This window comes from Psychrobium sp. MM17-31 (assembly GCF_022347785.1).
Taxonomy (GTDB): domain Bacteria; phylum Pseudomonadota; class Gammaproteobacteria; order Enterobacterales; family Psychrobiaceae; genus Psychrobium.
This window is the reverse complement of sequence record NZ_JAKRGA010000008.1, coordinates 19,633-41,838: the sequence shown is the minus strand read 5'-3', so window position 1 is coordinate 41,838 and position 22,206 is coordinate 19,633. Positions and strand designations below refer to the sequence as shown.

General features: G+C 42.1%; 22 protein-coding genes. 13 read left to right on the top strand and 9 right to left on the bottom strand.

Annotated elements, in window-relative coordinates:
• Positions 1 to 9: 9 nt before the first annotated feature.
• The 4 genes from aceE to ampD all read right to left on the bottom strand — a co-directional run bounded on the left by aceE (position 10) and on the right by ampD (position 5,335).
• Entirely contained in the window at positions 10 to 2,679 is a 2,670-nt protein-coding gene (aceE, locus tag MHM98_RS18165) for a pyruvate dehydrogenase (acetyl-transferring), homodimeric type (RefSeq protein WP_239440816.1), read from the bottom strand.
• A 140-nt stretch (positions 2,680 to 2,819) separates the two neighbouring features.
• A complete protein-coding gene (gene pdhR, locus MHM98_RS18160; RefSeq protein WP_239440815.1) occupies positions 2,820 to 3,587 on the bottom strand; it encodes a pyruvate dehydrogenase complex transcriptional repressor PdhR in 768 nt (255 codons plus the stop codon).
• Between the two features lie 280 nt (positions 3,588 to 3,867).
• Positions 3,868 to 4,725 (bottom strand): beta-lactamase regulator AmpE, encoded by an 858-nt coding sequence (gene ampE / locus MHM98_RS18155; RefSeq protein WP_239440814.1) that lies wholly within the window; start codon positions 4,723 to 4,725, stop codon positions 3,868 to 3,870.
• Positions 4,726 to 4,783: 58 nt separating this feature from the next.
• On the bottom strand, positions 4,784 to 5,335 hold the full coding sequence (ampD, locus tag MHM98_RS18150) for a 1,6-anhydro-N-acetylmuramyl-L-alanine amidase AmpD (protein WP_239440813.1): 552 nt from the start codon (positions 5,333 to 5,335) through the stop codon (positions 4,784 to 4,786).
• A gap of 95 nt (positions 5,336 to 5,430) precedes the next feature.
• Here ampD and MHM98_RS18145 point away from each other — a divergent pair, with 95 nt between their 5' ends.
• From MHM98_RS18145 to yacG, 9 genes are all read left to right on the top strand, one after another.
• Positions 5,431 to 5,901, top strand: coding sequence for a TIGR02281 family clan AA aspartic protease (locus tag MHM98_RS18145; protein WP_239440812.1), 471 nt, complete (start codon positions 5,431 to 5,433; stop codon positions 5,899 to 5,901).
• A gap of 81 nt (positions 5,902 to 5,982) precedes the next feature.
• On the top strand, positions 5,983 to 6,825 hold the full coding sequence (nadC, locus tag MHM98_RS18140) for a carboxylating nicotinate-nucleotide diphosphorylase (protein ID WP_239440811.1): 843 nt from the start codon (positions 5,983 to 5,985) through the stop codon (positions 6,823 to 6,825).
• A 229-nt stretch (positions 6,826 to 7,054) separates the two neighbouring features.
• Complete coding sequence (locus MHM98_RS18130; protein ID WP_275441680.1) at positions 7,055 to 7,570, top strand: prepilin-type N-terminal cleavage/methylation domain-containing protein; 516 nt, start codon at positions 7,055 to 7,057, stop codon at positions 7,568 to 7,570.
• 131 nt (positions 7,571 to 7,701) lie between these two features.
• A complete protein-coding gene (gene pilB, locus MHM98_RS18125; RefSeq protein WP_239440857.1) occupies positions 7,702 to 9,405 on the top strand; it encodes a type IV-A pilus assembly ATPase PilB in 1,704 nt (567 codons plus the stop codon).
• A gap of 21 nt (positions 9,406 to 9,426) precedes the next feature.
• Positions 9,427 to 10,662, top strand: a complete 1,236-nt coding sequence (locus MHM98_RS18120; protein WP_239440810.1) for a type II secretion system F family protein — start codon at positions 9,427 to 9,429, stop codon at positions 10,660 to 10,662.
• A gap of 16 nt (positions 10,663 to 10,678) precedes the next feature.
• Complete coding sequence (locus tag MHM98_RS18115) at positions 10,679 to 11,572, top strand: A24 family peptidase (RefSeq protein WP_239440809.1); 894 nt, start codon at positions 10,679 to 10,681, stop codon at positions 11,570 to 11,572.
• Positions 11,569 to 12,177 carry a dephospho-CoA kinase gene (gene coaE / locus MHM98_RS18110; protein ID WP_239440808.1) on the top strand — a complete coding sequence of 203 codons (609 nt, stop codon included), beginning with the start codon at positions 11,569 to 11,571 and terminating at the stop codon, positions 12,175 to 12,177. The genes MHM98_RS18115 and coaE overlap by 4 nt, the downstream gene beginning before the upstream one ends.
• 128 nt (positions 12,178 to 12,305) lie before the next feature.
• A complete protein-coding gene (zapD, locus tag MHM98_RS18105) occupies positions 12,306 to 13,040 on the top strand; it encodes a cell division protein ZapD (RefSeq protein ID WP_239440807.1) in 735 nt (244 codons plus the stop codon).
• A gap of 44 nt (positions 13,041 to 13,084) precedes the next feature.
• Positions 13,085 to 13,306: a DNA gyrase inhibitor YacG gene (yacG, locus tag MHM98_RS18100; protein ID WP_239440856.1), complete on the top strand. Its 222-nt coding sequence runs from the start codon at positions 13,085 to 13,087 to the stop codon at positions 13,304 to 13,306.
• 11 nt (positions 13,307 to 13,317) lie between these two features.
• Here yacG and mutT read toward each other — a convergent pair whose 3' ends face one another.
• Complete coding sequence (gene mutT / locus MHM98_RS18095) at positions 13,318 to 13,704, bottom strand: 8-oxo-dGTP diphosphatase MutT (protein ID WP_239440806.1); 387 nt, start codon at positions 13,702 to 13,704, stop codon at positions 13,318 to 13,320.
• An 88-nt stretch (positions 13,705 to 13,792) separates the two neighbouring features.
• On the opposite strand from mutT, the gene MHM98_RS18090 reads away from it, so the two are divergent.
• The gene (locus MHM98_RS18090) at positions 13,793 to 14,653 is read left to right on the top strand and encodes a D-hexose-6-phosphate mutarotase (protein ID WP_239440805.1); all 861 of its coding nucleotides are present in this window, start codon (positions 13,793 to 13,795) and stop codon (positions 14,651 to 14,653) included.
• A 23-nt stretch (positions 14,654 to 14,676) separates the two neighbouring features.
• On the opposite strand, the gene MHM98_RS18085 is transcribed toward MHM98_RS18090, so the two are convergent.
• The gene (locus MHM98_RS18085; protein WP_239440804.1) at positions 14,677 to 15,315 is read right to left on the bottom strand and encodes a lysoplasmalogenase; all 639 of its coding nucleotides are present in this window, start codon (positions 15,313 to 15,315) and stop codon (positions 14,677 to 14,679) included.
• 211 nt (positions 15,316 to 15,526) lie between these two features.
• Between MHM98_RS18085 and pssA the strand changes: the two genes are divergently transcribed.
• A complete protein-coding gene (pssA, locus tag MHM98_RS18080) occupies positions 15,527 to 16,873 on the top strand; it encodes a CDP-diacylglycerol--serine O-phosphatidyltransferase (RefSeq protein WP_239440803.1) in 1,347 nt (448 codons plus the stop codon).
• Between the two features lie 22 nt (positions 16,874 to 16,895).
• Here pssA and MHM98_RS18075 read toward each other — a convergent pair whose 3' ends face one another.
• A complete protein-coding gene (locus tag MHM98_RS18075) occupies positions 16,896 to 17,696 on the bottom strand; it encodes a crotonase/enoyl-CoA hydratase family protein (RefSeq protein ID WP_239440802.1) in 801 nt (266 codons plus the stop codon).
• 184 nt (positions 17,697 to 17,880) lie between these two features.
• Positions 17,881 to 19,068, bottom strand: coding sequence for a tyrosine--tRNA ligase (gene tyrS, locus MHM98_RS18070; RefSeq protein ID WP_239440801.1), 1,188 nt, complete (start codon positions 19,066 to 19,068; stop codon positions 17,881 to 17,883).
• A gap of 217 nt (positions 19,069 to 19,285) precedes the next feature.
• Between tyrS and MHM98_RS18065 the strand changes: the two genes are divergently transcribed.
• Both MHM98_RS18065 and MHM98_RS18060 read left to right on the top strand, forming a co-directional pair.
• Positions 19,286 to 20,722, top strand: coding sequence for a peptidoglycan DD-metalloendopeptidase family protein (locus MHM98_RS18065; protein ID WP_239440800.1), 1,437 nt, complete (start codon positions 19,286 to 19,288; stop codon positions 20,720 to 20,722).
• Positions 20,723 to 21,826: an anhydro-N-acetylmuramic acid kinase gene (locus MHM98_RS18060; protein WP_343229223.1), complete on the top strand. Its 1,104-nt coding sequence runs from the start codon at positions 20,723 to 20,725 to the stop codon at positions 21,824 to 21,826.
• 135 nt (positions 21,827 to 21,961) lie between these two features.
• Here the strand turns inward: MHM98_RS18060 and MHM98_RS18055 are convergent, their stop codons facing one another.
• A complete protein-coding gene (locus MHM98_RS18055) occupies positions 21,962 to 22,195 on the bottom strand; it encodes a hypothetical protein (protein ID WP_239440799.1) in 234 nt (77 codons plus the stop codon).
• Positions 22,196 to 22,206: the final 11 nt, after the last annotated feature.

The following is a 22,206-nucleotide window of genomic DNA, read 5'->3' as shown; positions in this document are numbered from 1 at the left end:
TTTTGATCCTTATGCGTATAGCGGGTTAACTTTGTCGCCACTGATGTTAAAGCGCTCCATAGCACCTAACAACACTGACTGTTCAACTTTACCGCGTTTCACTAACTCAGATAGTGAAGCAACTACGATGTAAGATGCGTCAACTTCAAAGTGTGAACGTAAGTTAGCGCGGCTGTCACTGCGACCGAAACCGTCAGTACCTAATACCTTGTATGAACCAGGAATGTAAGCACGTACTTGCTCTGCAAATGACTTCATGTGGTCAGTTGAAGCAATAACTACGTTGTCTTCGTCTTTACCTAGTACTTCGGTAATGTAAGGTACTTTTGGCGCAGCCGTTGGGTTTAGCATGTTTTCACGCTCAACCGACTGACCGTCACGACCTAGTTCGTTAAACGAAGTTACGCTGTATAGCTCAGATGTTACGTTGTAGTCTGCCGCTAGAATATCTGCAGCTTTACGTACTTGCTCGAAGATAGAACCACAACCTAGTAATTTAACTGTGTTGTCGCCCCCTTTCACTGTCGCGAACGGGTAGATACCTTTAACAATACCTTCTTCAACGCCTTCTGGCATTGCAGGTTGTTGGTAGTTCTCGTTCAACGTCGTTAGGTAGTAGAAAATGTTCTCTTGTGCTTCACCGTACATGCGCTCGATACCGTTTTGTACGATAACCGCTAGCTCATAACCGTATGTTGGATCGTAAGATACACAGTTAGGAATAGTACCCGCTTGAATATGGCTGTGACCGTCTTGATGCTGTAGACCTTCACCGTTTAGCGTTGTACGACCTGACGTACCACCAACCATGAAACCACGTGCTTGCATATCACCTGCTGCCCAAGCCATGTCACCAATACGTTGGAAACCAAACATTGAGTAGTAGATGTAGAATGGGATCATCGGGCAATCGTTCACCGAGTATGACGTTGCCGCCGATACCCAAGAGCCCATTGCACCTAGCTCATTGATACCTTCTTGTAATACCTGACCGTTTTTATCTTCGCGGTAGTAAGCAACTTGATCGCGATCTTGCGGGATGTATTTTTGACCTTCGTGAGCGTAAATACCGATTTGACGGAACATACCTTCCATACCGAAAGTACGCGCTTCATCAGGAACGATAGGTACAACGCGCTTACCAATGCCCTTGTCTTTCACAAGTGCCGTCATTAAGCGAACCATAACCATAGTGGTTGAGATCTCACGCTCGCCGCTGCCTTTAGTGATAGCATCGAATGCATTTAGTTGAGGAATTTCTAACTTCTCAGTGAACGCAGGTAAACGTTTTGGCATTACACCGCCTAACTCATCACGACGCGCTTTCATGTAACGCATTTCAGCACTATCAGCTGGCGGACGGTAGTAAGGAATGTTTGGTAGCTCTTCGTCAGAAATTGGAATGTTGAAGCGATCGCGGAATTGCTTAAGCACTTCCAGATCCATCTTCTTAACACCGTGCGCGATGTTTTTGCCTTCTGCAGAATCACCCATGCCGTAACCTTTAACAGTCTTAGCAAGAATAACCGTTGGACGACCTTTAGTTTCTTGAGCTTTTTTGTAAGCCGCATAAACTTTTGCTGGATCGTGACCACCACGGTTTAAACGCCAGATGTCTTCATCTGTCATGTCTTTAACTAGCTCAGCAGTCTCAGGGTATTTACCGAAGAAATGCTCACGCGTGTAGGCGCCGCCTTTTTGCTTACAGTTTTGGTATTCGCCATCAACAGTCTCTTCCATTAATTGACGCAATTTACCTGATTTGTCTTTCGCTAGTAGTGGCTCCCAGTAACGACCCCAAATCACTTTAATAACTTCCCAGCCTGCGCCGCGGAATTCACCTTCAAGTTCTTGGATTACTTTGCTGTTACCACGTACAGGGCCGTCTAGACGCTGTAAGTTACAGTTGATGATGAAACATAGATTGTCTAAGCCTTCGCGTGCAGCAAGACCGATAGCACCTAGTGATTCTGGCTCATCACACTCACCGTCGCCCATGAAACAGTATACCGTTTGACCTGAACAATCTTTAATGCCGCGGTCTGTTAGGTATTTTAAGAAACGAGCTTGGTAAATCGCTTGGATTGGACCTAGACCCATAGATACCGTAGGGAACTGCCAGTATTCAGGCATTAATTTCGGGTGTGGGTATGAAGATAAACCGTCGTCAAAGGCTTCTTGACGGAAGTTGTCCATTTGCTCTTCAGTAAAGCGACCTTCTAGGAAAGAACGCGCGTAGATACCTGGTGAAATGTGACCTTGGAAGTATACTAAGTCACCGCCATCTTTGTCGTTTGGCGCTTTGAAGAAGTGGTTGAAACCAACATCATAAAGGGTCGCAGAAGATGCGAAACTTGAAATGTGACCACCTAGCTCTAAGTTTTTCTTAGATGCACGTAATACCATCGCTTGAGCATTCCAGCGGATCATAGAACGAATGTTACGCTCGATGTGCGGGTCGCCCGGCATGTGTGGTTCATTAACCGTGTCAATTGAGTTTAAGTAAGCAGTAGTGGCGGTGTATGGAAGGTGACCACCTTTGCGGCGGGCACTATCGATTAATTTTTCAAGAAGAAAATGAGCGCGCTCTGGCCCTTCTTCTTGTAACACTGAATCAAGTGATTCAATCCACTCTTGTGTCTCTAGCGGATCGATATCATGAAGATTGATGCCTGACATAATCTTATCCTTTATGGTTGTTTTGCCTTTCCCGTTTATATTGCGGCGGGACAACAAGGCGTTTTTTAATTTTGTTCACGCCTATTGTTAATAGCTATTAAGTAACAGTTATTAGGCGCTTCTACGTAAAAACCCCGCCATTAGGCAGGGTCGTTGTTCTGAATTCTTCGAAGGGCCCGCTGCACTCGCGAATCCTCTTGCCGCAATGACAATAATACATCTTCGATAAACGCCAGGTGGGCGTTTGAGGCACTACGCGCGCCTTCTGAATCACGCGAAACAATAGCTTCGATTAATGCACTGCGATGCTTATTACTCATCTCAACGCCTTTGTCGTGACGATAAAGCAGCGCTAAGTTTTGCTCGATATTCTGACGAATCAGCTCGCTCATGCTCAGTACCAGATGCAGCATAGCAACATTGTGTGACGCTTCTGCGATCACTTTATAAAGCTCGACAATGGCAGAGGCTTCACGCTCAATGCACTTCTCAGTTTGCGCCGCTGCAATATCTTGCTGACAAGCACGCAAACGCTCAAAGTCGGTTGCTGTACCACGAATCGCTGCGTAAAACGCTAACATGCCTTCGGTGGCATGACGAAACTCTAATAAGTCATATTGGTTTTCTGGATCTTGGGCAATCAACTCCAATACAGGATCGCTCAAACTTTGCCATAACTGCTCTTGTACATAAGTACCACCGCCCTGACGGCGATTGAGTAGTCCCTTAGCTTCCAATACCTGAATCGCTTCACGAATCGAAGGACGCGATACTTCAAATTGTTTCGCGAGATCTCGCTCCGACGGCAATTTCTCGCCCGGACGCAAGGTTCCTTCAAGGATCATAGTTTCAAGCGCCTGTACAATCGCATCTGAAAGTTTTGGCTGCCTGATTTTGCGATAGGTCATTTTTCCCTCTTATTATTCTTGCTTCAATCAATTGGTATTACCAATTAACCAAGGAGTGCAAAGTTAACAAATTTTGCGACTTTTGTCTAGCGAGGCATTAATAGGCAATTGAAATTTGGAAGAGGGTTCAAGGAAATGTATTGATGCATAAAAAAACCTCGATAAACATTGAGCCTATCGAGGTTTTCACTTAACGATGAATTATTAAATTTGACGCTTTTGTCTAATTATTTTTGTAAACACACGTTTGAAAACAATGGTAAGACCATTAAACACCTGTTTAAATCAAATAGCCAAAAATGGTCAAAAATGACATCACTACAACGAGTAATAACAAGGTGCGTTTAGCAAGGCTCACCAGACGACAGGTACTTTGCATACACACCCCTTCATCACCTTGCGACTTAGTCATTTGCTCTGCCGCCATTGCCACTTTACTGACGACATCATAGGCTGGCGCTTTGATATTAAGCGTTATACTCAACCACAGGTTAATGGCATTAGAAAAATTACCAACGAGCACATAAGCCAATGCAATAAGGCGAGCGGGAATCCAATCAAGTACAAACAAAACGCGTCTTATCCATGGCATTGGCGGCAATGTTCCCTTAAACGACAATAGCTCTAAACTGCGTAAGCTTGCGTAAAACACAATTGCGACGGGCCCGCCAATAATCATCATAAAGACGATGGCACAGTAAAATCGATAGTTAATCCATGCCAATTGGCGGCCAACGCGGGTGCCCAGCATGGTGACATCATCAACATCAATATCTTCAACATCCGCTAGCTCAGCAGCTAAGTGATAACTGCCTTGGGTATCACCTTTACACACCGACAATAGATAGCGCTTATATAACTCTCGGTAATGGACACACCCGATACACATTAACGCTAGTACCGTCCATAGCACCATCGACAGCAGCCCAAACATCACACCTTGTACCAAATTCAGCAGAAAATAAGTAAGTAGCGCAGGTAAAACACTCACCACTAACGCGAAGCTAATACTCGTCGGTTCGAGTATTTTACGAGTGCTATCGATGAACCCTAAATGTAGATGTTGAAACTGCCATTGTTTAGACAACGATGAAGTTCGTTCGATAATCAATGCTAGCAATAATGAAAAAAGCGCCATAAATTCGCCTAACCAGTTGAAGTTTGTTTAAGTAGTTAACGACAACAGTCTAACACGGCTATTTTTTCGCTAACATTGAAAAATAGCCCGACCAGTCAAAGGCTTGTCCCGGATCAGTTTTGCGGCCGGGAGCAATATTGCTATGCCCAGTGATGCACTCTTCCGCTACTGGATACTTGGCCATGATCGCTTTAGTTACCGACACTAACGCTCGATACTGCGCTTGGGTGTAAGCAAGTTCATCTGTGCCCTCTAATTCGATGCCAATTGAAAAATCATTACAATTGTCACGCCCCTTAAAATTAGAGACTCCCGCATGCCAAGCGCGATCGTTGAAAGACACAAACTGAATAACCTTACCATCACGCTCAATCAAACAATGTGCTGACACCGTTAGCCCTTCAAGATCTGCAAATGTTGGATGTGCCTTACAATCGAGCGTATTGATAAACAGTTGCTCGACATAACCAGTACCAAACTCACCAGCAGGTAAGCTGATATTGTGAATAACCAGTAAAGATATTTCACAGTCCTCTGGACGTTGGTTAAAGTTCGGTGATGGGCAATGACGTACGTCACCCAGCCAACCATTGATATCGACTTGTAACATAAAAGATTAATTCACTTAGAAATATTAAAAAGTAGTGTACACTAAAGCGCTCGATAGTTAATGACGCTTTTGATATGGAACGAACTGGAAAAATAATGTGGGTGATATTTTGGTGCCTTGTCTTGGCTGCCCTCACCTTCTATTTTAATGACAGTTTGAGCAAGAAATACAACCCGAATCAGATTGTAGAGTCTACAGGTAATGGCCAATCAATTGTCTTAAAACAAAATCGCCGTGGCCACTATGTTGCAAGCGGACTGATTAATGGCGAACCAGTAACCTTTCTACTCGACACTGGCGCAACATTAATTTCAATTCCTAGTCACCTTGCCAATCGACTGCAATTAAGCAAAGGACAAACCTATCCAATTTCTACCGCGAATGGCTCTATCAACGTTTTTGCCACACAAATCGACTCACTAGAGCTTGGAAGTTTGCGCTTTACCAATATTGAAGGCCACTTAAACCCCGGCATGGATGGCGATGTTATCTTATTGGGCATGAATGCGCTTAAGCATCTTGAATTACGTCAATCGAATAAGACACTTACGCTGACACTTCCTTAGAAATAAGTCACAGAGAATCTTCGCATTAATTTTATAGATGATTTAAAATCATCTCACGAAAATAAATCGAACGAACCAATGATGAATCAACAAGAAATCGAATTAGCCGTTACACAAGCGTTAAATGAAGACCTAGGTAATCTTAATTACACGGAAGGAGACATCACCGCCAATCTCATTCCTGAAGATAGTCAATCACAAGCCACTATTATTACTCGCGATGAGGCGATTTTCTGTGGCAAAGCTTGGGCAGATGAAGTGTTTAAACAATTAGGCGATTGCGTAACCATTGATTGGATAGTTGAAGACGGCGACAAAGTCACTCAAAACCAAGTGTTATGTAAATTAAGTGGCCCCACTCGTGTTTTACTTACCGGTGAACGTAGCGCACTGAACTTTATTCAAATGCTATCTGGCACGGCCACCACAGCTAATAAATACGTTGAGTTGATCAAACATACAAATACCAAGCTACTAGATACCCGTAAAACCATCCCTGGGCAGCGCAATGCACAAAAGTATGCGGTAACATGTGGTGGTGGCAATAACCACCGTATCGGTTTATTCGACGCCTATTTGATTAAAGAAAATCACATTATGGGATGCGGCGGGATCGACAATGCCATTAAACAAGCCCGTGATTTATATCCAATCAAAACTGTCGAAGTGGAAGTAGAAACATTAGACGAATTACAAGTAGCACTCGCTGCTGGAGCAGATATCATAATGATTGATAACTTTACCGTTGATATGATGAAGCAAGCGGTTGAGATAACCGATGGTCGAGCCAAACTCGAAGTGTCTGGTAATGTTAACGATAACACTATTGCAACATATGCCGAAACGGGCGTTGATTACGTTTCAGTGGGCGCTCTAACAAAACATGTACAAGCTATTGATTTATCGATGCGTTTAGTGAAATAACTTTAATATTAGATCAACTTAACTTAATAGCACTTTATTATGAAAACACTACTTTTGTAGTAGTTTTTATTAAAAAAAAATTGTTATTTAATGTTACAGGTGATAATTTTGAAGAGACTGTTATAGAGCGCTGCATGCCTTAGTAACAGGCCATAACAGTTCGCTGTTTTTAACAGTTTTGATAAACAAACTTAAAGTCTATTAAAACTTATTTACATAAGGAAAAATTATGAATTCGCAAAAAGGTTTTACCCTAATTGAATTAATGATTGTTGTTGCAATCATTGGTATTCTTGGTGCAGTTGCTGTACCACAGTATCAAACATACACATTACGCACTACTGCCGCTACGCAAGCAACGGCAGCGATTCGCCCATTACAAAATGCTATCTCAGAGTGGGCTGCTTTAAAGGGTGACTTACCTGAAGATTGGAGTGAACTAGCTAAAGTTGGATTAGTAAATAAATCGACTGGTGCAACAATCACCGCAGCAACAGAGCTAGCAACTGGAAACGTTGCTTCAGTAAACTGGGACGGAAGTGCAATTACAGTGACTTATACAGGAACTGATTCAAGTGAACTGGATACAAAAACATTAATAATTACCGCGTCAGTAAATGCAGTTGGTGCAGTTATTTATTATGTAGACGAAGGTACTGCTGGTGGTACAGTATTAGCACAATACCGTCCAACGCTAGGTGATATACCAGAATCAGGCGAAGGCGAAGGCGAAGGCGGCGAATAATAAGCCTTTTTCTCTTCATCTCTATAAAGCTCGGATTGTTCCGAGCTTTTTATTTAGTTTTATTTTTTAACATTTAAGATAGAATCAAATAAAAAGAAATATCATTAAATATCACAACAAGGAAACACGTGATGACTCCCTCCTTCCACAGTTTAACCAATACTCTTTTGCGCCACGAGTTATTAGACTTGGAAGTAATTAATTCTTCAGTTAAAAATGCCAGTAACGACGGCGTCCCATTGTTAACATATCTTGTTAACAGCAATCTAATAGACTCTAAAAAATTCGCAAATGTATGTAGTGTAGATCACGGCACCCCAATATTCGATTTAACGATTTTTGACGATAATCAATTACCTTCTGACCTTATGAACGAAAAACGGGTAATCAAGCACTCTGCTCTACCTCTTTTTGTGCGTGGAAGTCGTTTATACGTAGCTATGGGGGATCCTACTAATCAGACTGCTCTTGAAGAGTTTCAATTTAATGCAGGAATGCGTACCGAACCCATTCTTGTATGTGAAAAGCAACTGCAAGATAAAATAAAGAAAATATTCGAAACAGATTCAAGCGCTTTATCAGTTAGTGAATTTGACGAACAAGAACTAGCTAGCCTTGAACTCAGCGATCCTGAAAGTTCTTCTTCACAGGAAAGTGAGTTAGATACGGATGACCAACCCATCGTCATCTATATTAACAAGCTTCTAATGGATGCGATTCGAAAAGGAGCTTCTGATTTACATTTTGAACCCTATGAAAAAAACTATAGAGTTAGATTTCGTATCGATGGGATTTTGCACGAAATAGGTTCTCCGCCTGCGTATCTAGCATCTCGACTAGCTGCACGTTTAAAGGTCATGTCAAAGATGGACATTGCCGAGAAACGTGTGCCACAAGATGGACGTATAAAGCTAAAAATCTCGGCAAAGAAGTCAATCGATTTTCGTGTCAGCTCGTTGCCAACGCTGTTCGGCGAAAAAATAGTGTTACGTATTCTCGACTCTTCTATTGCTATGATGGGCATTGAGCAATTGGGTTACGAAGATGAACAGCGCGCACTGTATGAGGAGAACTTGCAACGCCCCCAAGGAATGATCTTAGTAACTGGTCCCACAGGCTCTGGAAAAACAGTTTCTCTTTATACCGGTCTTAACATTCTCAATACACCTGAGCGGAATATTTCAACTGCTGAAGATCCTGTTGAAATTAATTTAACAGGCGTTAATCAGGTTCACATAAATCCAAAAGCCGGACTAGACTTTTCTTCAGCATTAAAAGCGTTTTTACGCCAAGATCCCGATATAGTGATGGTAGGTGAAATTCGTGACTTAGAAACAGCAGAAATTGCTATTAAAGCAGCGCAAACTGGCCATTTAGTTTTATCCACTCTGCACACTAACTCTGCCGCTGAAACTATTACACGCCTTATGAATATGGGGGTTCCAGGTTATAATATAGCAAGCTCGGTGACTTTAATTATTGCACAACGTCTGGCTCGCCGGCTTTGTGTGCATTGTAAGGAACACGAAAATATTCCTCAGGAGCAGTTACTAAAGCTAGGATTTTCAAGCGACGAACTTGTAGATGATATAAAATTTTATATAGCGAAGGGTTGCGATAAGTGTTCCGGTGGGTATAAGGGGCGAGTAGGTATTTATGAAACAATGCCTATAACAGAATCTATCGGGCGTATTATTATGGAAGGTGGTAACTCTTTACAAATCGCAGATGCCGCGCGCGAGCAAGGCGTCAACTCTCTGCGAAGATCAGGATTAATTAAAGCACTGCAGGGTGTAACCAGTCTCGCGGAAGTGAACCGTGTAACTAGTTTTTAAGATAAACGGTACCCTTAATTTATGGCAAGCTCAAATTCAAATAAAAAAGTCACTGTTCATTCTTATCAATGGCAGGGGATCAACCGCAAGGGAGATCGTGTCAATGGTGAGTATAAAGGGACGAGTGAGAAAGATGTCAAAGAAAGCCTTAAAAGACAGGGCGTAAACCCGACAAAAATCAAGAAAAGACCGGAACCAATTCTTAAACTTGGCGCAGCTTATAAAATATTGCCGGTAGATATAGCAATGGTTTCTCGCCAATTAGCAACAATGCTTACTGCGGGAGTTCCTTTGGTTCAAAGCATGGGAATAGTTGCAGAAGGTCACGAAAAGCCAAAAGTTAGAGAATTATTAAATCAAATAAATAGCGATATACAATCGGGAGTTCCCGTTGCCGATGCCTTAAAACAACACCCTAAATATTTTGATGATTTATATTGTGATCTTGTAGCTGTGGGTGAACAATCAGGATCTCTTGATCAAGTTTTTGACCGCATAGCAACCTATAAAGAAAAAACTGAAGCGCTCAAATCAAAAATTAAGAAGGCGCTTTTATATCCTATTTCGGTAATAGTTGTCGCATTTTTTGTGACACTATTATTATTAATTTTTGTGGTACCACAATTTGAGTCCATATTTGCAGGATTTGGTGCAGAGCTCCCTGCTTTCACAGTCTTTGTTTTAGAAATTTCAGAGGTCGTTCAGAAATACTGGTACTTTATCATCGGTGGTCTATTCCTAGCGGGCTACCTATTCAAACAAGCGCATTTTAAATCGGAAGTAGTTCGGAATAATACCGACATATTTATTTTAAAAATTCCTATTATTGGTCCAATTATCCGAAAATCTTGCATCGCTAGATTTAGCCGTACTCTTGCAACTACTTTTACTGCGGGTGTGCCTTTGCTAGAAGGACTGGAATCGGCAGCGGGGTCTTCCGGCAACTTTATTTATAAAAAGGCGATACTAGAAGCAAGAAAGGATGTAGAGTCTGGACTAATGCTTAATATTGCAATTCGAGCATCGAATATTTTTCCTAATATGTTAGTTCAAATGATAATGATAGGCGAAGAGGCTGGCACTATAGACGACATGCTTAATAAAGTTGCAAATATTTACGAAATGGAAGTTGATGATGCAGTAGAAGGCCTAACTACTCTCGTTGAGCCCTTAATCATGGTTGTTATCGGTGGACTTGTTGGTTCATTAATTGTCGCTATGTATCTTCCTATTTTTGAAATGGGTAATATTGTTTAGTCTTTTAGAGTATTTCATGAATCAATTCGTTGTTTTGCTGCAACAGCAGCCGCTGTATTTTTACGGCCTTGTCTTTGTATTTAGCTTGCTGATAGGCAGCTTTTTAAATGTGGTTATTCACCGCTTACCTATCATGATGGAGCGCGCATTCAAAAACGAAGCGAAAGAATATTTCTCATTAGAAAACGCCGAAAGCCCATTAGATAAAAATCAAGACAATGAGATATTTAATTTAGCCGTGCCACGCTCGGCATGCCCGCAATGTAATCATCAAATTACCGCATTAGAAAATATTCCGGTGATTAGCTATCTAGTACTTAGGGGCAAATGCAGTGAGTGTAAAACGCCAATTTCCAAGCGCTATCCGTTTGTTGAATTTATCACTGCCCTATTATCTCTCGCTGTAGCCATGAAATTTGGCGTTAGCTGGCAAGCAATTGCAGCTATTGTACTAACCTACGCCTTAGTGACACTAACCTTTATCGATTTTGATACCATGCTACTTCCTGATAGCATCGTTCTGCCAATACTGTGGCTAGGGCTGTTTGCCAATACAGGCGGCTTGTTTACCGATCTTAATAGCGCCTTTTTCGGCGCTGTCGCAGGTTATTTGAGTTTATGGGCTGTCTATTGGAGCTTCAAGCTGCTAACCGGTAAAGAAGGTATGGGCTATGGCGATTTTAAACTGTTCGCGCTTATTGGTGCTTGGTTAGGCTGGCAATATCTCCCACTGACAATACTTTTATCTTCGGTGGTCGGTGCAATTATCGGCATTGCCTTGATGGTTAATCGTAATAAAGGCCGAGAGATGGCAATTCCTTTTGGGCCTTATCTCGCCATCGCGGGTTGGATAGCGCTAATGTGGGGCGAGCAAATCAATACTGCCTATCTCGGATATATGGGATTATGAGCCAGCTAATCATTGGGTTGACTGGTGGCATCGCCAGCGGTAAAACCACGGTTGCCGATATGTTCGCAACTTTGGGCGTTGATTTAGTTGATGCCGATATCGTTGCCAGAGAAGTGGTTGCTGTTGGCACACCTGCGCTCATTGACATCGAGCAACATTTCGGCGCTGGTGTTATTCAAGAAAATGGTGAGTTAGACCGCTCAGCACTACGCAATATAATCTTTAACGATGAAAACGAAAAACAATGGCTGAACAATCTTTTACACCCGTTAATTCGTCAAACCATCGTATCTCAGCTTAATGACTGTCGCTCCCCCTACTGTATCTTGGTAGCTCCCTTATTGTTAGAAAATAACATGCAAGGCATGGTCAATAGCGTTTTAGTCGTCGATGTAGATGTCGCAACGCAGATTTCCCGCACCATGGCGCGTGATGGTAGCTCACTTGAACAAGCTCGTGCCATTATCGCCTCACAAATCGATCGAGAGCAACGACTGAAAAGCGCCGATTATGTTATAAAAAACACAGGAATGATCAATAAGTTGACTAATGATGTAAAAAAATTGCATCATGAGTACTCAAAAATTGCACAGGAAGGATCCTGAGGCATTATTTTTAGAAAGTAACGATTCAGCATTCCCTAATAAAAAATAGAATTTACAATCAGATATAGGGGCGGATAAAGGCAGATTAAGCCGACTAGAATCGCTATTTTAACTGTTACGTTGCCATTATGTCAGAGACAATTATTTATGAGTATCCGCTGACGGAAAAGATCCGTTGTTACTTGCGGATCGAAAACCTCAGCGACCAATTGCTGAGTTACAAAGCAGTTCAACAACCTGAATTATTTAAACCCTTCTTTGGCTTATTGTTTTCGCTTGCCGAGCAATTTGATCGCGGCGAGTTAAAAAAAGAGCTTATCCGAGATCTCGATACTCAAAAACACTCCTTAAATCAGTGGCGTAATGAAGAGAATATCGATCAAGAACAATTGACTCTGCTAATTGATAAATTAGAAACCTTTAAAGCAGCTCAATCTCAGCCCAATAAACCGCAGCAAAATCTCTGTCAGGATCCATTGCTAGCTCAAATCAAAAACAAATCATCACTCCCAGGTGGTGGTAGCCCTTTTGATACGCCATTACTTCATTATTGGAACCACTTACCACAGCAGAAGAAAGAACAAGATATTGAACGTTGGTTAGCGCCTTTTGAGCAATCAATAGAAGCTATAAGACTCCTACTGCAATTAACAAGAGAATCTTCGTCCTACCAAGAAGTAACAGCTCGTGAAGGATTTTATCAAAATAGCTGTGAACAACTACAGCTACTGCGTATTAAGTTAATGGCTCATCAAGATCATTATCCAACGATTAGCGGCTATAAAAACCGCTATGCTGTTCGTTTTCAGTCATGGAATGATCACCCGGTGCAAGACGTCAAATTTCTACTTTCTTGTTGTTGATACTGACGTTATGATCTCCCTATTAATTGATATTTTAGAGAGTCATCATGACCGTAGTTAATTGTCCAACCTGTAGCAAAGAAGTTGTCTGGGCACCAAGTAGCGAATTTCGTCCTTTTTGTTCAAAGCGCTGCAAACTTATTGATTTAGGCGAGTGGGCGAGTGAATCTAACACCATAGAAGGCCCATCACTCACCGAGTCATTAACCTTTGACGAATTCGACCTGCCAATTAACGACGACCTATTCAGGCCAGACGAAGACTAAACCCTCCAGTGCTAACTCATTAACTCATCAATAATGGGTTGATTGGCGTCTGGAAATTCAAACTCTGGCAACTTAGCGACATCAACCCACTTTATTTCCTGCCCCTCAACGCCGTAAGCATTTCCGCTAAAGTCACTGACCCAATGAACGTGTAGACATACTTTTTTGTCACCATAATCGTGCTCGAGCATCATTTTAGGTTCAGTTGCATTAACAATTAACCCGACTTCTTCTTTAATTTCGCGGATCATCGCCTGCTCTACGGTTTCGTCTTGTTCAATCTTGCCGCCAGGAAACTCCCACTTTCCTCCTTGATGAAGGTGTTTATGGCGTAAAGCGAGTAACACTTGATGTTCGCTGTTTAAAATCACCGCCACCGCAACATTCACTGTTTTCATAAATATTAATTCTCAGAATAAAATTTCCGGGAATTATACCGATAATTATTGCTACAATCTCTGCCAAAATCTCACTCTATTACTATTTATGAATTCACCTTACATCAGTTATAGCGACACTCGATCTCTTTACCAAGGCGAAGAATCGCTACCGTTAATCATTGTTGATTCACCGTTATGTCGTGCGGTGATTTCACGCTATGGCGGGCAAATCTTAGAATTTCAAGCCAAAGATAAGCAACCTCTTCTTTGGCTAAGTAAGAAGGCGATATTCAAATCAGGTAAGGCTATTCGAGGCGGTATTCCGGTGTGTGCCCCTTGGTTTGGTAACCATCCAGATCATCAACTGAGTCATGGTTTTGCCCGAACCAGTATGTGGCATGAAGAATCTATAACAACGACGGAAGATAACAAAGTTACTATTACACTCGCCTTAATGGAAAACGAGCTGAGTCAGCAATATAACTATCATGACTTTGCTATCAAGGTCATCATTGAACTTAGCGATGAATTAAACCTAAACTTCGTCTTTGAGAATCGCAGCCGTAAATCTTTAGAATGTGAATGGGCGTTTCATAGCTATTTCGCAGTCAATAATGTGGAAGATATTTCAGTCGACGGCCTAGACGCTCAACATTATTTAGACAAAACCAAAGAAAACGCACTAGCTGTTTTAGATGGCCAACAAAGGTTTACCGAGGAGGTCGATCGCGCCTTCGTTACCGCCACTCAAACTCAACAAATCAACACGACGACACCTGTTATTATTGATGGTGACAATTGCCCAAGCGCCATTGTTTGGAATCCGGGTAAAGAGCTGGCCAGTCAAATGGCAGATGTGTGCGACTATCGCAATTTTGTGTGTGTAGAGCGCGGCGCTATCAGCGACAATAAATGGCAAATAGCACCGAACGAGTCAATCTCCGCTAGCATGCGAATTAGCTATTAATGCACTGTTCAACAAAGAGCTTGCTAAGACAATAAAATAGCTTGGCTGAGGAGCCATTGTGCGCCAAAGTAGGTGAGTAAAATTGCCCACTGCGCACCTCTAAACGGCTTTTTAAACTTATTCCAAGCCAGTACAGAGTCAGAGCAAGCAAAAACAACGGCGCCGATAAACAACGCGGCGCTCAAATAACTAGAGCCTTGCCAAAATAACTCCCCCGCCATCCAAACCATGGTAATAATGACACTGATATAAACGATAACAGGCAACTTTAAAGCGCCGAGATTAGGTAATAATAAACGATAAAACACCGCGGCAAATCCAATTAGAGATAGTGCCCACCACCAAGTAAGCTGCCAATCGAACAACTGATAAAAGGCCACGATATAGGCGATATGAGCGACTAAAAAACTGGCTAAGCCCTCGATAAAGCGATCTTTGGGAAGCATTAAAAACACGTCACCCATCAAGCTAAACAACAGTCCTACAAACATCGCTAATGCAAAGGTGTTGTTTGGCAGCCCTGCCCACACGATATAGCCGATGAGCAACAACATGGTAAATGGCTTAAAAATATAGTGTAAAGTGCGATTGTGAGGCTTATCGCCAACAATACTCATCACAGCGGAGCTAAGTACCGCGACATTAAATGCAGTTGCAAACATCTTCGGTTAATCCAATAAATTGACAAAACTAAGCACTAATTTAACCAGTTTCAGTAAAATTAGCGATGGCGTTTGGCGACAACTATCACCAGCGCTGTTCATAAATCATCCAGCGCCTTAAAATTTGCAGTTTTAATAGCGGTATTTCTTTAAAAAATGCTGATTGTTAGCTAAAGTGACAGGCAATAAAAAGAAAACTCTTCAGAGACTTATGGTTCATCTTTACAACCGCAAACAAACGTTAGAAAAACTACCTGCTGCATCCATCGACGCTAAAGATATCAGCGTAATTTTAAACGCTAAAGATTATCTGCAGCAGCTATTGACACTAATTGATAATGCACAGTCTCGAATCTACATTACAGTGTTATATCTCGAAGATGACGAAGCTGGCCGCCTTGTGGTTAAGCACTTGACCGAAGCTAAAGAGAGAGTACCTAGTTTAGACATCAAGGTTTTTGTTGATTTCCATCGTGCTAGACGTGGCTTAATCGGCCAAAAGGACAGCGAAGGTAATGCGGCGTTTTATCGTGAAATTGACGAGAAATATCCAGACTTTATTCAGTTTTATGGGGTTGCGGTTAAACAAAAAGAGCTCTTTGGTGTATTGCATCTCAAAGGTATAGTCATCGACGATACACTAGCCTATACCGGCGCTAGTATTAACAACATTTATCTGCACTACGGCGAGCGTTACCGTTATGATCGTTATTGCTTACTAGACAATAAAGCCCTAGCAGATAGCTTTGTTGAATATCTCCAACATGCCCTTATTCCAAGCGAGGGAGTTCACCTACTAGGACGTCATCCACTGAATTTGGATAACAAATTTAAAAAGCAAGTCGCCAGACAGCACAAACAACTATGTAAGCGTAAATATCACCTAGCGGGTTGCAACAAAGATGATGCTATTACAATTACGCCACTAATTGGCCTAGGGAAACGCAATAATCAGCTCAATAAAGTGATTCATGAGCAGATGCTGCAAACACAAAAATCACTAGTGCTATATACCCCTTATTTTAATCTACCTAGTGTATTAAAGCGCGACATCAGCAAGCTATTACGCAAAGGTATTAACATTGAAATAGTGGTTGGCGACAAGCGCGCTAGTGATTTCTTTATCCCGGAAGATCAAGAATTTAGTAAAATAGGTTTGGTGCCATACCTCTACGAAACATCATTGCGTCAGTTTGTGAAACGCCATCAACCGTCAATTGACAGCGGACTATTAACTGTTCGTCTTTGGCAGCATGACGCCAATTCATTCCATTTAAAGGGCATGCAAGTAGATAAACGCTACCACCTTCTCACGGGCAACAATCTAAACCCACGAGCTTGGCGTCTCGACATTGAAAATGGTTTGATGATTGATGATAAGAACCAGCAACTAAGTGAAATGTTTGATAATGAACATCAAAAGATCATTGAACACACGTCAGTTATCAAGTCATGGCAAGAAATCGATGCACTTGAAGACTACCCACCTTTAGTCAAAAAGTGGCTAGGTCGACTTAGAAAAACCAACCTAGACATGCTGTTCAAGCAATATATGTAATATTGCTGAAGCGCCAAAGAAATTAACCATTTTGGCGCTTTTTAAATCCCAATGGGCTTTTAAAGAAATTACGGCTCGACGCGACAAGATGATTCCAACGTCCTAACAGTTTCTTTTGATAAGCAGTTTCAGTGTCTAGCGCAGACTTGTCGTCGCTAACCCAAGTATCATTAAGCAACTTTTTACCATACATCACCGCATCTGGTGAACGGGTTGATAATTGTTTTGCAAACTCCAACGCATCGGCTAACGGATCGTCACATATTTTCGTAATTAGCCCATATTCAAGTGCTTGCGGCGCTTCAAATATTCGTCCTGTCATCACTAAATCTTTAGCGATATCGATTCGCGTTAATTCGCGCAACGTGACGCTCAAACTCATATCGGGAATCAGGCCCCATTTTGCTTCCATAATAGAAAAACGACAATCCGCCGTTGAGTATCTAAAATCAGCACCTAGCGCTATTTGCATACCGCCCCCAAAACAACTGCCATGTGTTACTGCAATGACAGGAACGGGTAAACTGCGCCATAAATAGCCAACGTCTTGCGCCAAGTTTGACACCTCTCCGTCTTCTTTCTTAAGCAGCGTATGAGCATTGAGTGGATTTTTCAGCACGGATACCATATCGAGTCCAGCGCAAAATCCTTTGCCATTGCCTTTTAAAATCACAGCGCGAATAGACTTATTCTCTTTGAGTTCGGCAACAGCAGAAGTAATACCGTCAAACATCGCCATATCAAGTGCATTGTATTTTTCACCGCGATTAAGGCTGACAATAGCAATGCCATCTTGATAGTCGATTACAACTCTCGGTTCCATACCCATTCCTCTAATTATTGTTATTAGCGTGTTATTTAACCACAACTAGAAAATTAAACTAGTGTTTGATTGGTGTAAACGTATTTTAGGATGAAACACAGATTTCAGGGCGAGACACAGACAATAAAAAAGGCTGCATAAAAATGCAGCCTCTTTAAGCTATAAGTCTCAGTTGTAAATCAACTTAGCCAATCGTAATACGGCTAAACTTACGCTTGCCAACTTGAACAACGAAAGTGCCGCCTGACTCAAGCTCTTGCTTGTTATCTTCACACTTAACGCCATCAATCTTAACCGCGCCTTGTTTGATCATGCGATTTGCTTCAGACGTACTAGCTACTAAACCCGCTTCTTTTAACAAGTTAGCCATTGGCAATACACCAAGCGTTAATTCAGGCATTTCATCTGGGATTTTGCCCTTTTGGAAACGCTCTGTGAACTCTTTATGTGCATTCTCAGCATCTTGCTCAGTGTGGAAGCGAGCAATGATCTCTTTCGCCAGCGCAATTTTAACGTCGCGAGGATTAGCGCCGTTGGCAATATCTGTTTTGAACTGCTCGATTTCAGCGATAGGTCTGAAGCTTAATAGCTCGTAGTAACGCCACATTAATTCATCAGAAATTGACATGATTTTACCAAACATTTCTGACGGTGGCTCATTGATACCAATGTAGTTATTAGCCGATTTAGACATTTTCTTCACGCCGTCTAAACCTTCTAACAATGGCATCATCACAACACATTGCGGCGATTGGCCATTGGCTTTTTGCAGCTCACGGCCCATCAATAAGTTGAATTTTTGATCCGTACCACCAAGCTCAACATCGGTTTTCATTGCAACGGAATCATAACCTTGTAACAACGGATATAAAAACTCGTGAATAGCGATTGGTTGACCACCGTTATAACGCTTTTTAAAGTCGTCGCGCTCAAGCATACGGGCAACAGTTTGGTTGGCAGCTAACTTGATCATACCAACAGCACCCAACTCTTCTAACCAAGTCGAGTTAAAAGCAATTTTTGTTTTTTCAGGATCTAAGATCTTAAACACTTGATCAGTGTATGACTTAGCGTTTTCTAACACTTGCTCTTTAGTCAGTGGTGGACGAGTCGCATTTTTTCCAGTTGGATCACCAACCATTGCGGTAAAATCGCCAATTAAGAAAGTTACTTCATGCCCCAATTGCTGAAATTGACGCATCTTGTTTAAAATTACCGTGTGACCAAGATGAATATCTGGCGCGGTAGGATCGGCGCCTAATTTAATTTGCAGTGGACGACCGAGTTTAAGTTTTTCAATTAATTCTTCTTCGACAAGAATTTCATCTGCACCGCGTTTAATTTCGCTCAGTGCATCAGCTACCTGTGACATCCACAGCTCTCCTACAATGGTGAAAAAGCCCGAGTTGATGAGAAAAATCAACAAATATGCAACAAATCACTGAGATCGCGGCTTAAAATAAGGCTTATAGGTTTAAGGATATAAATAAAGCTGGTAATCTTACTCGATTAGCGATGGAAAATGAACTTATAAGCTACTAAAAATCGTTTTCTGTCTGAGAAATTGCTTAAGTTAAAATTTTTAGATTATGACTCACATATATCATCAACTTCCCCGTCGTCATAAACAGCTTTTACTCGCTGTATCTGTAGTGACCGCAATACTTTTTCTGTTGCCAAGTGATGATGCACAAGCCTCCCGTTCTGATGCCAAAGACACAACATTAAAAGTTGCTCAGCGTTATGAAGTCGCGATCAATGGCGACAAAAAATCACTGGTTGCCGTAAACAAACCACAGGCAACAACCGAAAATAGCACGCAGAAACTCACGCCATCAAACACAACGCCAGTTAAGGTTCACACAGCAGGAACGGAATCAACCACTATTTCGCAGCAGCAAGTTGACGCTATTGTAGAAGAAACTAAGGTTCCTACGTTGCAATGGCAAAGTGTGAAAGTGAAATCAGGTGATAGCCTAGCCCTTATATTTGACCGCGCAGGTTTTAGCCCGCGTACCCTGCACAATATCACCACGGTTGGCAAAGCAACGAAAGCCCTCAAAAAAATTATGCCCGGGCAAATTATTAAATTCGGTGCCGATAGCGATGGAAAACTGCAAGAGCTGCGTTATCAACAAGACATTGTAACAACCTTAGTGGTGACCGCTGCTGAGAAAGGTTTTGAAGCCACCACAGAAAAACGTGAACTGGAAACCCGTGAAAAACTAGCAAGCGCAGTGATCGAAACCAACTTCTGGAATGCAGGGATCAGCGCAGGCCTAGAGCCAAATGTGATTATGAATCTGGCCAACATCTTTGGTTGGGACATTGATTTTGGGTTAGATATTCGCAAAGGCGACCACTTTAATATCATCTATGAAACCAAGTTTTTGGACGGTGAAGAAGTAAAAACCGGTCAAATTATTGCCGCAGAATTTGTTAACCAAGGGGAAAGCTATCAAGCGATTCGTCATACCGATGGCGAGTACTACTCAGCATCTGGACGCAGTATGCGCAAAGCGTTTTTGCGCGCGCCAGTTAACTTTAAATATATTAGCTCTAACTTCAATCCTCGTCGTTTGCACCCTGTTACAGGACGAGTAAAAGCACATAACGGCATTGACTATGCCGCGAGACGCGGTACGCCGGTGATGGCATCAGGATCAGGTACCGTCATCGCCTCAAGTTACAACAAATACAATGGTAATTATGTATTTATTAAACATGGTGAAAGCTACGTCACTAAGTATCTCCATTTGCACAAAAAGTCCGTTAAAAAAGGACAACGTGTTAAACAAGGTCAAAAGATTGGTACAGTAGGCGCAACAGGCCGTGTAACCGGTGTGCATTTACATTATGAGTTTCTAGTTAATGGCGTACACCGCAATCCAAGAACGGTTAAATTGCCCAAATCGCAACCGATTGCTAAGAAAGAAAAAGCGGCTTTCCTCGCCATTGCACAAAAACGTATGGCACAGCTAGAAACCAATAAGCGTATTATGTTGGCGAGTAATCAGGATAATTAAGTGAGTGCACAGCTGTATATTGGTTTAATGTCTGGCACTAGCATGGATGGTGTCGATGCGGTACTAGTGGACTTTAGTGGTGAGCAACCACGTGTAATAGCCACCCATGAAGAGCCAATTCCAGAGCATTTACATAGCAATTTACATCGCCTCGCCGATCCGAAAACAGGTGATATTAACTTACTAGGCGAATGCGATCGCGCTTGCGGTGAGCTGTTTGCAACAGCGGTTAATAACTTGCTATCTCACGCCGATATTGATGCTAGCTCAGTGACCGCCATAGGTTCACACGGGCAAACCGTGCGTCATATGCCTAATCTCCCCTACCCATTTTCACTGCAAATAGGCGATGCAAGTACCATCGCGGTACAAACCAATATCGATACTATCGCCGATTTTAGGCGCAAAGACATCGCGCTAGGTGGTCAGGGGGCACCACTAGTTCCGGCATTTCATCGGGCTATTTTTAACAGTGAAAAAGATCGTGTCATTCTCAATATCGGCGGTATTGCCAATATAACTTGGCTAGGAAAATCAGGTGAAACTACTGGCTTTGATACAGGGCCTGGCAATACCTTACTCGATTTATGGTATAGCCAGCATCACGATGGCCACTATGATGCCAATGGCGCTTGGGGTGCAACAGGAGCAGTTAATCAAGCATTGCTTGATAGAATGTTAGCGCATCCCTATTTTGTCATGCCGGCCCCTAAAAGCACAGGCCGCGAGTTATTCAACATTTCTTGGCTCAATCAGCATCTGAGTCACTTTCCAGCCATTGCAGCACAAGACGTACAGGCAACACTCGCCGAGCTTACTGCAATATCAATAACTTCCGAAATTAAAAAACTATCACATAATGCCGACGTCTTTGTTTGTGGCGGCGGGCTTTTTAACACTGATTTAATCGCCAAATTGCAAGCTAGACTGCCTAATTCGAATATTAGCTCTACCGCAGACTTGGGTATCGATGCCCAGTGGGTAGAAGCCATTGCCTTTGCATGGCTAGCTTATTGCTTTAAAAATGGCATTACCAGTAATTTACCCGCAGTAACTGGCGCCAATAAAGCGGCAATTTTAGGTTGCTTACACCCGGCAAAATAGTGCCACAGTGTCAATTTTTTGCCTCCACAAAAAACATAAAACCTTATTATTCATAAGGTTATATCTTACACTTTTTGTTTCAGGCAAAAAAAAAGAGCCGAAGCTCTCTTTTTGAATTCTATGAAGACTCAAGTTTTAGAACTTGATTTTACGCCAGATTTTTGAGCCTTGTGCATCTTTCTTAGCAGTTTCAACTGGATTGAACTCAGTACGGCGCCAGTCATTAGACTTTTTAACATCTTTATCTGCTGTTTCTACTTTTACAGCGTCAGTACGGAATACCGCAGTGCTGTCCATTGAAGTTGCAGCCATTGCTGAACCTGCTACCAAAGATAAAACTAAAGTTGATGCTAATACTAATGATTTCATAGTTAACTCCT

What these genes read in the sequence shown, in the direction of transcription:
- aceE (WP_239440816.1), bottom strand. Translation starts at nt 2,679, where the DNA reads ATGTCAGGCATCAATCTTCATGATATCGATCCGCTAGAGACACAAGAG.
- pdhR (WP_239440815.1), bottom strand. Translation starts at nt 3,587, where the DNA reads ATGACCTATCGCAAAATCAGGCAGCCAAAACTTTCAGATGCGATTGTA.
- ampE (WP_239440814.1), bottom strand. Translation starts at nt 4,725, where the DNA reads ATGGCGCTTTTTTCATTATTGCTAGCATTGATTATCGAACGAACTTCA.
- ampD (WP_239440813.1), bottom strand. Translation starts at nt 5,335, where the DNA reads ATGTTACAAGTCGATATCAATGGTTGGCTGGGTGACGTACGTCATTGC.
- MHM98_RS18145 (WP_239440812.1), top strand. Translation starts at nt 5,431, where the DNA reads ATGTGGGTGATATTTTGGTGCCTTGTCTTGGCTGCCCTCACCTTCTAT.
- nadC (WP_239440811.1), top strand. Translation starts at nt 5,983, where the DNA reads ATGAATCAACAAGAAATCGAATTAGCCGTTACACAAGCGTTAAATGAA.
- MHM98_RS18130 (WP_275441680.1), top strand. Translation starts at nt 7,055, where the DNA reads ATGAATTCGCAAAAAGGTTTTACCCTAATTGAATTAATGATTGTTGTT.
- pilB (WP_239440857.1), top strand. Translation starts at nt 7,702, where the DNA reads ATGACTCCCTCCTTCCACAGTTTAACCAATACTCTTTTGCGCCACGAG.
- MHM98_RS18120 (WP_239440810.1), top strand. Translation starts at nt 9,427, where the DNA reads ATGGCAAGCTCAAATTCAAATAAAAAAGTCACTGTTCATTCTTATCAA.
- MHM98_RS18115 (WP_239440809.1), top strand. Translation starts at nt 10,679, where the DNA reads ATGAATCAATTCGTTGTTTTGCTGCAACAGCAGCCGCTGTATTTTTAC.
- coaE (WP_239440808.1), top strand. Translation starts at nt 11,569, where the DNA reads ATGAGCCAGCTAATCATTGGGTTGACTGGTGGCATCGCCAGCGGTAAA.
- zapD (WP_239440807.1), top strand. Translation starts at nt 12,306, where the DNA reads ATGTCAGAGACAATTATTTATGAGTATCCGCTGACGGAAAAGATCCGT.
- mutT (WP_239440806.1), bottom strand. Translation starts at nt 13,704, where the DNA reads ATGAAAACAGTGAATGTTGCGGTGGCGGTGATTTTAAACAGCGAACAT.
- MHM98_RS18090 (WP_239440805.1), top strand. Translation starts at nt 13,793, where the DNA reads ATGAATTCACCTTACATCAGTTATAGCGACACTCGATCTCTTTACCAA.
- MHM98_RS18085 (WP_239440804.1), bottom strand. Translation starts at nt 15,315, where the DNA reads ATGTTTGCAACTGCATTTAATGTCGCGGTACTTAGCTCCGCTGTGATG.
- pssA (WP_239440803.1), top strand. Translation starts at nt 15,527, where the DNA reads ATGGTTCATCTTTACAACCGCAAACAAACGTTAGAAAAACTACCTGCT.
- MHM98_RS18075 (WP_239440802.1), bottom strand. Translation starts at nt 17,696, where the DNA reads ATGGAACCGAGAGTTGTAATCGACTATCAAGATGGCATTGCTATTGTC.
- tyrS (WP_239440801.1), bottom strand. Translation starts at nt 19,068, where the DNA reads ATGTCACAGGTAGCTGATGCACTGAGCGAAATTAAACGCGGTGCAGAT.
- MHM98_RS18065 (WP_239440800.1), top strand. Translation starts at nt 19,286, where the DNA reads ATGACTCACATATATCATCAACTTCCCCGTCGTCATAAACAGCTTTTA.
- MHM98_RS18055 (WP_239440799.1), bottom strand. Translation starts at nt 22,195, where the DNA reads ATGAAATCATTAGTATTAGCATCAACTTTAGTTTTATCTTTGGTAGCA.